Source organism: Methylobacterium hispanicum (assembly GCF_022179285.1).
GTDB lineage: Bacteria > Pseudomonadota > Alphaproteobacteria > Rhizobiales > Beijerinckiaceae > Methylobacterium > Methylobacterium hispanicum.
Window position 1 is genome coordinate 107581 of record NZ_BPQO01000014.1, and the last position, 12380, is coordinate 119960.

A 12380-nucleotide genomic window follows, 5' to 3' on the forward strand; every position below is an offset into this window, starting at 1 on the left:
CCATGACCTCCACCTCCTCAACGCAGGCGACGCCCGAATCGGTCAAGGTTGCCGGGACCCCGGACGCGTTTACCCACAAGCTTGCCACGGTGGCGGGCGAGGTCGAGCGCTTCATGGTCGATCTCCTCGACGGCGAGGTCCGCCCCGGCGAGATCGCGCGGCCCGCGCGGCTGATGGAGGCGATGCGCCACGCGGTGCTCGGCGGCGGCAAGCGCCTGCGCCCGTTCCTGACGGTCGAGACCGCCCGCATGCTCGGCGGCCCGGAGGCCGGGGCCATGGCGGCGGGCGCGGGGGTCGAGCTCGTCCACTGCTACTCGCTCGTCCACGACGACATGCCGGCGATGGACAACGACGACATGCGCCGCGGCAAGCCGACCGTGCACAAGGCCTACGACGAGGCCACCGCGATCCTCGTCGGCGACGCGCTCCAGACGCTGGCCTTCGAGATCACCGCCGACCCGCAATGGCAGGCGGATGCGGGCATCCGCGCCGACCTCGTGCTCGGCCTCGCCAAGGCCTCGGGCCTCGGCGGCATGGTGGGCGGCCAGCTCCTCGACCTCGCGGCGGAGGGCCGCTTCGGGCCCGTCTCCCTCGACGTGGACGACACCCTGCGCATGCAGGCGATGAAGACCGGCGCGATCCTGGCCTTCTCGGTCGAGGCCGGGGCCATCGTGGGTGGGGCGAGCGCCGACGAGCGCGCGGCGCTGCTGCGCTACGGCGTGGCGCTGGGCCAGGCCTTCCAGATCGCCGACGACATCCTCGACCGGGAGGCCTCGCCGGAGGCGATGGGCAAGGCCACCGGCAAGGACAAGGACGCCGGCAAGGCGACGCTCGTCGATCGCCTCGGCCTCGACGGCGCGCGGGCCGAGTGCGACCGGCTGGTCGGGGTCTGCGACGAGGCGGTGGCGCGCTGGGGCGAACGGGCGCAGACGCTGCGCGACGCCGCCCGCTTCACGGTGGCGCGCAAGGCCTGAGGACTTCGCTGTCCCGGCTCAGACCGAACGGCGACGGAGCCGCGACGCGGCCCCCTCTCCCTATGAGCAGGGCGATCGCATATGGCGGCAACCCGTCTCGGATTGCGCCCGAACCGCGCCGCGCCCCCTCTCCCGTGCGGGAGAGGGTTGGGGTGAGGGATGAGAACTCTACGGATGGGGCTGGCCATCGCCGCGGAACCGCAGCGCCTCCTCCGGCACGCTCCGGGCCCCTCACCCTGTCCCTCTCCCGCACGGGAGAGGGGACCCGCGCCTGATCCGAGGCAGGACTCGCTCGGCATATGCGATCGCCCTGCCCTATGGGAGAGGGCACCTGAGCCCGACTTGGCTCCCGGCTTTCCTACGGAGCGGAGGGGAGGCGCGATCCAAGTGGTCGTCCGGAGGCGACAGGCCCGTCTCGGCCTCAGCCCAGCCGCCAGTCGATCGGCTGGAGCCCCCGCGCCTCCAGCCATGCGTTCGCCTTCTGGAAGGGCCGGGAGCCCGGAAAGTCCCGCGCCCGGTTCAGCGGCGAGGGGTGACCACTCTCGATGACCGCGTGCCGGTCCCGGTCGATCAGCGCGGCGCGGGCGCGGGCCTGGGCGCCCCAGAGCAGGAACACGGACGGCTCCGGACGGGCCGAGACCGCCGCCACCGCCTCGTCGGTGAGCCTGGCCCAGCCGTAGCGCAGATGCGCTCCGGACTTGCCGGCCTCGACCGTCAGTGCGGCGTTGAGGAGGAGTACGCCCTGCCGCGCCCACGGCGTCAGGTCGCCGGACCGGGGCTTTGCCGGATCGACCTCCGCCAGGATCACCTTCAGGGAGGCCGGAAGACGGCCCTTGCCCACATACGAGAAGGCGAGCCCGTGGGCGTCGCCCGGCCTCGGGTAGGGATCCTGTCCGAGGATCACCACCTTGACGGCTCCGGGGGGCGTCAGCGCGAGCGCCGCGAAGATGTCGCGCGGCTCCGGCAGCACGCGCGCGCCCTCGGCGATGCGGGCATCGACCCGCGCGGCGACCGTGTCGGCCGCGCCCTCGCGGAAGAATGGCAGGTCCGTCCAGGGCGAGCCGGAGGCGCGGAAGGCCGCGAGCGCGTCGGCGACGGGCGTGCGGCTCATCGCGCCACCATCAGGCGCTCGCCCTCGCGGATCGCGAGGGGGCTGTTGCGGCGCAGATACGTCATCACTTCGTTCGCCACGAGCTTACCGTCGGTGGCGCCGATCAGGGTGCGCCCGCTGCGCAGGGCCCCGTAGCCGTTGCCGCCGTCGTAGAGGAAGTTGTTCGCCGCGACCGTGTAGGTCCGCGCCCGGTCGAGCGGCGCTCCGTCGACCGTGACCGAGAGGACGCGCGAGCCGGGCGCCCGTTCCGGATCGAGCCGGACCGCGAGGCCGGAGACCTGCACGAGGCGCCCCGCCGGCCGGCCGTAATCGGCGAGCCCGTTCTCGAGGAGCGCCAGCAGCGCCTCGCCCGTGATCGCGACGAGCACCACCGTGTTGCCGAAGGGCAGTTCCTGCAGGATGTCGCGGCGGGTCAGCTCGGCGCCCGCCGGGTAGAGCCGGTTGCCGCGGATGCCGCCGCCGTTCATCAGCCCGACCTCGGCGCCCGTCGAGGCCCGCACCGCGTCGGCCACGAGGTCGCCGAAGCCGGCCTCCCGGGCGCGCACGCTGGCGACCCGGCTGTCGAGGGGCAGCGCGGTCCGCCCGACCGGAACGTCGAGCTCGCGCGACAGGTCGGCCTCGTAGCGGCGCACCAGCGCCAGCGTCTCGGGATCGGGCGCGACGTCCCGCGTGTCGTGGATGCGGAAGCTCGGGCGCCAGCGCAGGCGCCGCTCCGCCCCCTCCCCCTCGCGGGTGCAGCGGATGTCGATCGCGGTGACGAAATGCGCATCCACGCTCGATTCGGCGAGCACGCGCTGGCCGTCGTAGCGCAGGAACAGGTCGTGGTCGTGGCCGGACAGGATGATGTCGGCGTGGCCCGCGGCCAGCATCGCCATGTCGGTGGCGCGATCCGTGTGGACCACCGCGACGACGATCTCGGCGCCCTCCGCGCGCAGCAGGCGGGCCTGCTCGGCCAGCGTCTCGGCCTCCGGGCCGAAGCGGAGCGTGCCGCTCTGCGCCTTCTCGGGCGTGCTCCTCAGCGCGATGCCGGTGACGCCGACGCGCACGCCGCCGAGATCGGTGACGAAGCGGTCCGCGACGTCCGGCAGCGGCTCGCCCGCCCCGTCCCGGAGGTTCGCCGCGAGCGTGCGGAAGGCGGCGCCGCGGATCCGCTCCTGGAACACGGCCGGCCCGAAATCGAACTCGTGGTTACCCGGCACGAACACGTCGGGCGGGGCGAGCGCCAGGAGCGCCACAATGTGCGCGCCCCGGTCGAAGCCCGACATCAGCGAGGGCGAGAGCGTGTCGCCGGCATGCGCGTAGAGGACGGGCACGCCGCGCGCGCGCTCCGCCTTCACCACGGCGTTGAGCCGCGCGAAGCCGCCGCGGCCCTCGACCTCGCCCATCAGGTAGATGTCGTTGACGAGAAGGAGCGTGAAGGTCGGGCGGTCGGCTCCCGCCTCGGCGGCGACGGTGGGCAGGGCGCCGAGGCCGGCCCCGAGCCCGAGTCCGAAGGTCTGGCGGCGGCTCGGTTCGCGCATATCCCCTCGCCTATCCGGCGGACCCGACGCGCTCGTGACGCCCGGCCGGCAAGGCGCCCTACCGGAACAAGACGCCCTGCCGAAACAGGACGCCCTACCGGAAGGTGTCGCGCACGGCCTTGGCGTTGCGGCGGACCATCGGCCAGATCCAGGCGCCGGAGGCGAGATAGGCCCCGGGCGCCTTCGGGCGCAGGTCCGCGGCCAGCCGCTGCGCGAGGCCGGGGACAGCCAGCGCCCCGACCGGCGCGTCGGTCTTGCGGTAGACGACCGTGGTGTCCTCGCGCCAGTAGGCCTCGTCCGGCACCAGCCCGGCGCGGCGGGCCAGCAGGTCGAAGGTCTCGCGCACGTAGCCGTGCACGTGGGCGAAGTGGAAGCGCTCGTGCGGCGGCTTGCCGGTGGCGGCCATGTTGGGCACCGCGGCGTAGAGGCGCCCGTCCGGCTTCAGCCAGCGGGCGAGGCGCTCCATCACCTCGGCCGGGTCGCGCAGGTGCTCCAGCACGTGGTGGGTGCTGATCACGTCGAAGCTGCCGGGTGCGAAGGTCGCGTCGTCCGCATCGTCCAGCACCTCGACCCCGTAGGTCTTGCGGGCGAAGGCGGCGTAGTCGCGGCCGGGCTCGACGCCGACCACGTCGCAGCCCTTGGCCCGGGCGGCGGCCAGGAACTCGCCGGAGCCCGAGCCGAAATCGAGGAGCCGGGCGCCCGGCACGAGCTTGGGCCCCAGCAGGTCCGCCCGGAAGGCGGCCTCCCGGCCCGAGCGCTTGACGTGGTGGGGCGGCGGGCCGCCCGCGAAGGCGAGCTGGTAATCGGCCCGGTAGGCGGTGGCGTAGTACGCGGCGAGTTCGTCCGGCGTCGGCATCGGGTCGGTGCGGATCAGGCCGCACTGCGTGCAGGCAATCGAGCGCAGCACCTTCAGGCGCCGGTCGCTCTCGGCCACCACGACGGACTCCGCGCAGCCGCACAGATTGCACGCCGCCGGCGCGCCCGTGTAGGGGTAGCCGGTGAACGGTACGAAGTGCCTGAGGAAATAGCGGGGAGACGGCATGTCGCGCCCTGTCCTGTCGATCTTCGAAAAGTCGCTTCGTGCTCTAGATAGATAAGCCCGTCGAGACAATCGCGGCGCGCTCACGAGATCCGCCCCCGGCAGCCGCAAGCGCGCCGGGCGGGGCGCCGCCGCGGACCGGAAAGCCCTGTGTGATGAACGAACGCGTCGAACCCGCAACGCTCGCGGCCCGCCAGCCCCTGGCGCCTCAGGCCCCCGTCAGCGCCGGCACGCTGCCCGCCGAGCATCCGCCCGTCCGCTGGGGCCGGGTCGGCGTGCTCCTGATGAATCTCGGCACGCCGGAGGGCACGACCTACTGGCCGATGCGCCGCTACCTGAAGGAGTTCCTCTCCGACCGGCGCGTCATCGAGGTGCCGCGGCTGATCTGGTGGCCGCTCCTGAACCTCGTCATCCTCACGAAGCGCCCGGGGCCGAAGGGGCGCGACTACGCCAGCGTCTGGAACAACGCGCTGGACGAGGGGCCGCTCAAGACCATCACCCGCGGCCAGCGCGATCGGTTGCAGGCGGCGCTCGGCGATTCGGTGGTCGTCGATTGGGCCATGCGCTACGGCAAGCCGGAGGTGAGTTCGCGCATCCAGGCGCTGCTCGACCAGGGCTGCGACCGCATCCTCCTGGTGCCGCTCTATCCCCAGTACGCCGCCGCGACCTCGGCCACCGCCTGCGACCAGGCCTTCAAGGCCCTGATGCAGATGCGCTGGCAGCCGACGGTGCGGGTCTCGCCGCCCTACCACGACGACCCGGTCTACATCGACGCGGTCGCCCGCTCGATCCGCGAGGGGCTCGCCAAGCTCGATTTCGAGCCGGAGGTGATCCTCACCTCGTTCCACGGCGTCCCGAAGAGCTACCTGCTCAAGGGCGACCCCTACCATTGCCAGTGCGTGAAGACGGGCCGCCTGATCCGCGAGGCGCTCGGCTACGGGCCGGACAAGATGCGCACCACCTTCCAGTCGCGCTTCGGCAACGAGGAGTGGCTGAAGCCCTACACCGACGAGACTGTGCAGGCGCTCGCCAAGTCCGGCGTGAAGCGCATGGCGATCGTGGCGCCGGGCTTCACGGCCGATTGCCTGGAGACCCTCGAGGAACTCGACGGCGAGAACCGCCACTATTTCGAGGAGAACGGCGGCGAGAAGTTCGCCTACATCCCCTGCCTCAACGACGGCGACCTCGGCATGGAGGTCATCGAGCACGTGGTGCGGCGGGAATTGCGGGGTTGGGTGGAGTAGGCCCGCGCGTCTTACCCCTCCCCCCTCTGCGGGGGAGGGTGGCCCGCGAAGCGGGTCGGGAGAGGGGAGAGCGCTTCAGAATAGAGCTGCGGCCCTGCATGAAGGCCGCGCCTCATCCTGAAGCCGGGTGCCCCTCTCCCGACCCGGCCTGACGGCCGGCCCACCCTCCCCCGCAGAGGGGGGAGGGAGAGCGTGGCGTCTTTCTCCCCTACCCCCGCGCCCGCCTACTCAGCGCCCGCGGGCTCGACTTCTTCGAGGCCTTGCCGCGGCCCGAGAGGCTCGGGTTGGTCATGAAGTACTTGTGGGCGTTGAAGGGCTCCTCGCCCTCCGCCGGCTGGACCCGCTCGCTCGCCCCCGAGGCCAGCACGCGCCAGCTCTGGCGGTTGTCCAAGAGGTTCGCCAGCATGATCTGGTCGAGCACCTGCTGGTGCACGGTCGGGTTGGTGATCGGCAGGAGCGCCTCGACCCGGCGGTCGAGGTTGCGGCTCATCAGGTCGGCCGACGAGATGTAGACCGTGGCCTTCGGGTGGGGCAGCCCGACGCCGTTGCCGAAGGCGTAGATGCGCCCGTGCTCCAGGAAGCGCCCGACGATCGACTTGACCCGGATCGTCTCGGACAGGCCCGGCACGCCGGGGCGCAGGCAGCAGATGCCGCGCACCACGCAGTCGATCTGCACGCCCGCCTCCGAGGCGTCGTAGAGCGCGTCGATGATCTGCGCGTCGACCAGCGAGTTGCACTTGATCCAGATCGCCGCCGGGCGCCCGGCCTTGGCGTGCGCGATCTCGGCCTCGATGTGCTCGAGCAGCCGCGGCTTCAGCGTCAGCGGCGAGACTGCCATGCGCTCGAGTTCCGCGGGCTCGGCGTAGCCCGTGATGAAGTTGAAGATGCGGGAGACGTCCCGGGCGATGGCCGGGTCGGCGGTGAAGAAGGAGAGGTCGGTGTAGATGCGCGCCGTGATCGGGTGATAGTTGCCCGTGCCGATGTGGCAGTAGGTGACGAGGCGCTCGCCCTCGCGGCGCACCACCATCGAGAGCTTGGCGTGGGTCTTCAGCTCGACGAAGCCGAAGACCACCTGGGCGCCGGCCTTCTCGAGGTTGCGGGCCCAGCGGATGTTGGCCTCCTCGTCGAAGCGGGCCTTCAGCTCGACGAGCGCGGTGACCGACTTGCCGGCCTCGGCGGCTTCCGCGAGCGCGGCCACGATCGGCGAGTTCGAGGAGGTGCGGTAGAGCGTCTGCTTGATCGCCACCACGTTCGGGTCGCGGGCGGCCTGGGCCAGGAACTGCACCACCGAGTCGAAGGACTCGTAGGGGTGGTGCACGCAGAAATCCTTCTGGCGGATCGCCGCGAAGACGTCGCCGCCCGATTCCCGGATGCGCTCGGGGAAGCGCGGGTTGTAGGGCTTGAACTTGAGGTCCGGCCGGTCGATCGAGACGATCTGCGAGAGCTCGTTCAAGGCCAGCATGCCCTCGACCAGGAAGATGGCGTCGGGGGAGATTTCCAGCTCGTCGGCCACGAAGGCGCGCAGGTCCTCCGGCATCCCGGCCTCGACCTCGAGCCGGATGACGACGCCGCGGCGGCGCTGCTTCAGCGCGGTCTCGAAGTGCAGGACGAGGTCCTCGGCCTCCTCCTCGATCTCGAGGTCGGAGTCGCGCACCACCCGGAAGGCGCCCTGGCCCCGCACGTGGTAGCCGGGGAAGAGCCGGCCGGTGAACATCACGATCACCTGCTCGATCGCGATGAAGCGCGCGGCCGGATCCCCCTCGACGGTCGGCAGGCGCACGAAGCGGTCGAGCACGCCCGGCATGCGGATCAGCGCGCGCAGGGTCCGCCCATCTTTCGGCCGCACCAGCATCAGGGCGATGGTCGAGCCGAGGTTAGGGATGAACGGGAAGGGGTGGGCCGGGTCGATCGCCAGCGGCGTCAGCACCGGCAGGACGTGGTTGAGGAAGTACTCCTCCAGGAAGGCCTTGTGCTGGGCGATCAGCTCACTGGGCTCGACGAGGGCGATGTCGACACCGAGCAGCTCCGCGCGCAGCTCCCGCCAGCGGGTCTGCTGGTCCTCGGCCAGCCGCGAGACCTCCTGGCCGATCCGGACGAGCTGCTCGGACGGGGTCAGCCCGTCCTGCGAGGGCAGCGTCAGCCCGGCCCGGACCTGATCGTGCAGGCCGGCGACGCGGACCATGAAGAACTCGTCGAGGTTGTTGGCCGAGATCGAGAGGAAGCGCAGCTGCTCCAACAGCGGATGGCCGGTGTTGGAGGCCTCCTCCAGCACCCGGCGGTTGAACTGCAGCCAGGACAGCTCGCGGTTCACGAAGCGCTCGGGCGAGTGGCGGAGCGTGCGGCCGGCCTCCAGCACGCTCGCGCGGGCGGGCTCGCCGACATGCGTCGGGGGCTCCGGGATGTCGGCGGCCACCGGCCACTCGTCGCCCCGGTCGGCGGGCGCGGCCGGAGCCTGCGCAGGGCGCGCCACGGCCGTGCGCCGAGTCGGCGGCGCCCGGCGCGGGGGGGCGGACGGGCGCTCGGCCCCCGTCTCCTCGTGCGCCTGCTCGCTCTCGCGGGCTCCGACTCTCGGCTCCATCTCCGGCAACACGTGTCCTCCAGCTCTGCGGCGCCGCGCCCTCTAGCAGGGAATCGGCACAGCCGCGTGACGGTTCGATGACGGCCTCGCGCCGCGGGCTAATCCTCCGGGGACTCCGCGAACGGATTCTCCGCTCCGTCATCGGAGCCGTCCTCGCCCCCGCCCATCCGCTCCAGCACGGCGAGCGCCAGCGGCTTGGTGATGCGGCGCCCGCGCCCCAGCGCGTCGCGGTCGAGTTCGGCCACCACCTCGCGGGCGCGGCCGAGCGAGCGGTCGAGGCGCAGCGCCAGCGCGTCGATCACCCCGAGATCGACCACGAGCTGCCGGTCCACGAAGAGCTTGACGATGACGGCCCGCAGCAGGGCGTCGTCGGGAGCGAGGATCGCCGCGGAGGGCGCCAGCCGCAGGCGCGAGCGCAGGTCCGCGGTGGCGAGGCCGATGGCCTCGATGGGCTGCCCGCTCGTCAGCAGCACCGGCGCCCGGCGCTCGCGGGCGAGGTTGAGGAGGTGGAACAGGGCGGCCTCGTCGGCGCGCCCCGCCCGGTCGATGTCCTCGATCACCAGCGCGCCGTTCGAGACGAGATGGCCGACATCGGCCGCCCCGATGCCGGCGGCCGGCACGGTCCAGGCATGGGCCCGCGTCGCCCAGATCGAGGCGAGATGGCTCTTGCCGCTGCCCGCCGGACCGGTAAGGACCAGAACGGTGTCCGGCCAGTCCGGCCACGCCTCGATCAGGGCGTAGGCGGCCTCGTTGGCGGGGCCGACCAGGAAGTCCTCGCGGCCGTAGCGGGGATCGAGCGGCAGGTCGAAGGTGAGCTGACGGGGCGGTGCGGTGTCGCGCATGGGGCCGCTTATACACCCGGGAGCCGACGGCGCCCCACCGTCACGGCTCCCGCCGTCCGACCTCGATGAGCACCGGCGCCTCGGCATGGTAGAGCCGGCTCTGCAGGTATTGCCGCAGGCCGAAGCGCACCAGCACCCCGATCGAGGCCGCGACCGGCACGGCCAGCAGCAGGCCGAGGAAGCCGAAGAGCGAGCCGAAGGCCAGCAGCGCGAACATCAGCCAGACCGGGTGCAGGCCCACCGAATCGCCGACGAGCTTGGGCGAGATGATGTTGCCCTCCAGGAACTGACCGACGAGGAACACCCCCACGGTGAGCCCGAGATGCAGCCAGTCCGAGCCCGGCCAGAACTGCACCAGCGCGACGCCGACCGAGAGCATGAACCCGGTGAGCGTGCCGACATACGGGATGAAGGTGAGGAAGCCCGAGATCAGCCCGATCAGCACGCCGAAATTCAGACCCACCAGCCAGAGCCCGACCGCGTAGAAGGTGCCGAGGATCAGGCAGACGAGCGTCTGGCCGCGCACGAAGCCGATGATGGCCCGGTCGATCTGGGTGGCGAGCCCGCGCACGGTGGTTCGGTGCCGGGGCGGCACCCAGCCGTCGATGGCCGCGACCATCCGGTCCCAGTCGACGAGGATGTAGAAGGCGACGACCGGCGTCACCACGAGGAGCGAGGCGATCGAGATCAGCGCCTGGCTGCCGGTCCAGAGGGATTTCAGGAAGGCGAGCAGCCACGTCACGCCCTGGCTCGCCAGCGTGCCGACCGAGGATTGCAGCTCGGCGATCGCGTCCGCACCGCCGAGTCGCTGGAGGAGCGGCCCGGCGCGCTCGGCGAGGATCCCCTGCAGCCGGGCGACCATCTGGGGCAGGCTCGCGATCAGCGCGGCGACTTGGTTGGCGACGAGCGGCACGAGGAGGAGCAGGCTCACCACCAGCACCACGACGAAGAGTGCCAGGATGAGGAGGCTTGCGGCGAGCCGTCCGAGGCCGAGTCGCTCCAGCCGGTCGGCGAGCGGGTCGAGCAGGTAGGCCAGCGCGATGCCGGCCACGAAGGGCAGCATCACGTCGCGCAGCAGATAGATGAGAAGGCTCAAGGCCACGAGCGACGCCAGCCCGATCACCGCCCGTGCGCGCATCGCCGGCTCCTTCTCGCTCATGCCCGGCCGGAGAGTGGGAACGCCACCCCACACGGTCAAGGCTGCTTCAAGGCTGCTTCAAGGCTGCTGCCCGGAGAGGTGGATGCCAGGGGAATCTCGACGGCGGCGGGTTCGACGGCGCGGCGCTTTGGGCTAAAGAGCCCGTGGACAGACGAGGATACGGGCGCCGATGACGGCCGAGAACGAGAATGGGCTGACCTACGCGCAGGCCGGCGTCGACATCGACGCCGGCAACGCGCTGGTCGATGCGATCAAGCCGCTGGTGCGGGCCACGCGCCGGCCGGGCGCGGATGCGGAGATCGGCGGCTTCGGCGGCCTGTTCGACCTGAAGGCCGCGGGTTTCAAGGACCCGATCCTGGTGGCGGCCAACGACGGCGTCGGCACCAAGGTGAAGATCGCGGTCGAGACCAACCGCCACGCGACGATCGGCATCGACCTCGTGGCGATGTGCGTGAACGACCTCGTGGTGCAGGGCGCCGAGCCCCTGTTCTTCCTCGACTACTACGCCACCGGCAAACTCGTGCCGGGGGTCGGCGCCGACATCGTGCGGGGCATCGCCGAAGGGTGCCGGCAGGCGGGCTGCGCGCTGATCGGCGGCGAGACCGCCGAGATGCCGGGCCTCTACGACGGCCAGGACTACGACCTCGCGGGCTTCGCGGTGGGCGCGGCCGAGCGCGGCACGCTGCTGCCGAAGGCCGGCATCGCGGCGGGCGACCTCGTGCTCGGCCTGCCGTCCTCCGGCGTCCACTCGAACGGGTTCTCGCTGGTGCGCCGGATCGTCGCCCGCACGGGGCTCGGCTGGGACGCCCCCGCCCCGTTCGATCCCGCGCGCTCGCTCGGCGAGGCGCTGCTCGAGCCGACCCGGATCTACGTGAAGCCGCTGCTGGCGGCGCTCAAGGCCACCGACGGCATCAAGGCGCTCGCCCACATCACGGGCGGCGGCTTTCCCGACAACCTGCCCCGCGTGCTGCCGGACGACGTCGGCATCGCGGTCGATCTCGGCGCCGTGAGCGCGCCGCCAGTCTTCGGCTGGCTCGCCCGCGAGGGCGGCGTCGCCGAGGCCGAGATGCTGCGCACCTTCAACTGCGGCATCGGCATGGCCGTGGTGGTGGATGCCGCGAAGGCGGACGCGGTGATCGCCGCGCTCGAGGCGGCGGGCGAGGCGCCGGTGCGGCTCGGGCGGATCACCCCGCGCGGGGCGGAGCCCGTCACCTTCGACGGCACGCTCAAGCTGTGAGCACGGCGCACAAGACCCGCGTCGCGATCCTGATCTCGGGGCGCGGCTCGAACATGGTCTCGCTGATCGAGGCGGCGCGCGCGCCCGACTTCCCGGCCGAGATCGTGCTGGTGCTCTCGAACCGGCCGGACGCCGCCGGCCTCGCCCGCGCGGCGGAGGCCGGCATCGCCGTGAAGGCGATCGACCACACGGCCTATCCGGACCGGGTGAGCTTCGACGCGGCGCTCGACGCGGAATTGCGCGCGGCGGGGATCGAGCTGGTCTGCCTCGCCGGCTTCATGCGGATCTTCACCCCCGGCTTCGTCGAGGGCTGGGCGGGGCGGATGCTCAACATCCACCCCTCGCTGCTGCCGCTGTTCAAGGGCACGCACACCCACGAGCGGGCGCTGCAGGCGGGCGTGCGCCTGCACGGCTGCACGGTGCACTACGTGGTGCCGGAGCTCGATGCCGGCCCGATCGTGGCGCAGGCGGCGGTGCCGGTGCGGGCGGGCGAGGACGCCGATAGCCTCGCGGCCCGGGTGATCGTGCAGGAGCACCGGCTCTATCCCGCGGCGCTCGCCCTGGTGGCGGGCGGCCGGGCGCGCCTCGATGGCGACCGGGTAATCTTCTCAGTGGATGCCGGCCGGGCGGACGGCGCCCTCCTGAGCCTGTAACGGGATCCCGAAGGGCCAGGGCC

10 protein-coding genes are annotated in these 12380 nt (G+C 72.2%); 4 read left to right on the forward strand and 6 right to left on the reverse strand.

The window, feature by feature from the left end; translation table 11 throughout:
- Positions 1 to 2 precede the first annotated feature (2 nt).
- Entirely contained in the window at positions 3 to 974 is a 972-nt protein-coding gene (locus MFF56_RS16905; protein ID WP_066919603.1) for a polyprenyl synthetase family protein, read from the forward strand.
- A gap of 421 nt (positions 975 to 1395) precedes the next feature.
- Here the strand turns inward: MFF56_RS16905 and MFF56_RS16910 are convergent, their stop codons facing one another.
- The 3 genes from MFF56_RS16910 to MFF56_RS16920 form a co-directional block, all read right to left on the reverse strand.
- Complete coding sequence (locus MFF56_RS16910) at positions 1396 to 2085, reverse strand: uracil-DNA glycosylase (protein ID WP_066923525.1); 690 nt, start codon at positions 2083 to 2085, stop codon at positions 1396 to 1398.
- The gene (locus MFF56_RS16915; RefSeq protein WP_066923522.1) at positions 2082 to 3605 is read right to left on the reverse strand and encodes a bifunctional metallophosphatase/5'-nucleotidase; all 1524 of its coding nucleotides are present in this window, start codon (positions 3603 to 3605) and stop codon (positions 2082 to 2084) included. The genes MFF56_RS16910 and MFF56_RS16915 overlap by 4 nt, the downstream gene beginning before the upstream one ends.
- A gap of 94 nt (positions 3606 to 3699) precedes the next feature.
- Positions 3700 to 4647: a class I SAM-dependent methyltransferase gene (locus tag MFF56_RS16920; protein ID WP_066923520.1), complete on the reverse strand. Its 948-nt coding sequence runs from the start codon at positions 4645 to 4647 to the stop codon at positions 3700 to 3702.
- A gap of 152 nt (positions 4648 to 4799) precedes the next feature.
- On the opposite strand from MFF56_RS16920, the gene hemH reads away from it, so the two are divergent.
- Positions 4800 to 5888: a ferrochelatase gene (hemH, locus tag MFF56_RS16925; protein WP_066923515.1), complete on the forward strand. Its 1089-nt coding sequence runs from the start codon at positions 4800 to 4802 to the stop codon at positions 5886 to 5888.
- A 208-nt stretch (positions 5889 to 6096) separates the two neighbouring features.
- Here hemH and MFF56_RS16930 read toward each other — a convergent pair whose 3' ends face one another.
- From MFF56_RS16930 to MFF56_RS16940, 3 genes are all read right to left on the reverse strand, one after another.
- Complete coding sequence (locus tag MFF56_RS16930; protein ID WP_373324094.1) at positions 6097 to 8466, reverse strand: RNA degradosome polyphosphate kinase; 2370 nt, start codon at positions 8464 to 8466, stop codon at positions 6097 to 6099.
- Between the two features lie 98 nt (positions 8467 to 8564).
- Positions 8565 to 9308, reverse strand: a complete 744-nt coding sequence (locus tag MFF56_RS16935; protein WP_066927877.1) for a P-loop NTPase family protein — start codon at positions 9306 to 9308, stop codon at positions 8565 to 8567.
- Between the two features lie 40 nt (positions 9309 to 9348).
- Entirely contained in the window at positions 9349 to 10446 is a 1098-nt protein-coding gene (locus MFF56_RS16940) for an AI-2E family transporter (protein ID WP_066927888.1), read from the reverse strand.
- A gap of 190 nt (positions 10447 to 10636) precedes the next feature.
- Here MFF56_RS16940 and purM point away from each other — a divergent pair, with 190 nt between their 5' ends.
- Together purM and purN are read left to right on the forward strand one after the other, a co-directional pair.
- Positions 10637 to 11704: a phosphoribosylformylglycinamidine cyclo-ligase gene (gene purM, locus MFF56_RS16945; protein WP_066927875.1), complete on the forward strand. Its 1068-nt coding sequence runs from the start codon at positions 10637 to 10639 to the stop codon at positions 11702 to 11704.
- Positions 11701 to 12357 (forward strand): phosphoribosylglycinamide formyltransferase, encoded by a 657-nt coding sequence (purN, locus tag MFF56_RS16950; RefSeq protein ID WP_082773388.1) that lies wholly within the window; start codon positions 11701 to 11703, stop codon positions 12355 to 12357. Before purM ends, purN begins: the two co-directional genes overlap by 4 nt.
- Positions 12358 to 12380 lie beyond the last annotated feature (23 nt).

What these genes read in the sequence shown, in the direction of transcription:
- MFF56_RS16905 (WP_066919603.1), top strand. Translation starts at nt 3, where the DNA reads ATGACCTCCACCTCCTCAACGCAGGCGACGCCCGAATCGGTCAAGGTT.
- MFF56_RS16910 (WP_066923525.1), bottom strand. Translation starts at nt 2,085, where the DNA reads ATGAGCCGCACGCCCGTCGCCGACGCGCTCGCGGCCTTCCGCGCCTCC.
- MFF56_RS16915 (WP_066923522.1), bottom strand. Translation starts at nt 3,605, where the DNA reads ATGCGCGAACCGAGCCGCCGCCAGACCTTCGGACTCGGGCTCGGGGCC.
- MFF56_RS16920 (WP_066923520.1), bottom strand. Translation starts at nt 4,647, where the DNA reads ATGCCGTCTCCCCGCTATTTCCTCAGGCACTTCGTACCGTTCACCGGC.
- hemH (WP_066923515.1), top strand. Translation starts at nt 4,800, where the DNA reads ATGAACGAACGCGTCGAACCCGCAACGCTCGCGGCCCGCCAGCCCCTG.
- MFF56_RS16930 (WP_373324094.1), bottom strand. Translation starts at nt 8,466, where the DNA reads ATGGAGCCGAGAGTCGGAGCCCGCGAGAGCGAGCAGGCGCACGAGGAG.
- MFF56_RS16935 (WP_066927877.1), bottom strand. Translation starts at nt 9,308, where the DNA reads ATGCGCGACACCGCACCGCCCCGTCAGCTCACCTTCGACCTGCCGCTC.
- MFF56_RS16940 (WP_066927888.1), bottom strand. Translation starts at nt 10,446, where the DNA reads ATGCGCGCACGGGCGGTGATCGGGCTGGCGTCGCTCGTGGCCTTGAGC.
- purM (WP_066927875.1), top strand. Translation starts at nt 10,637, where the DNA reads ATGACGGCCGAGAACGAGAATGGGCTGACCTACGCGCAGGCCGGCGTC.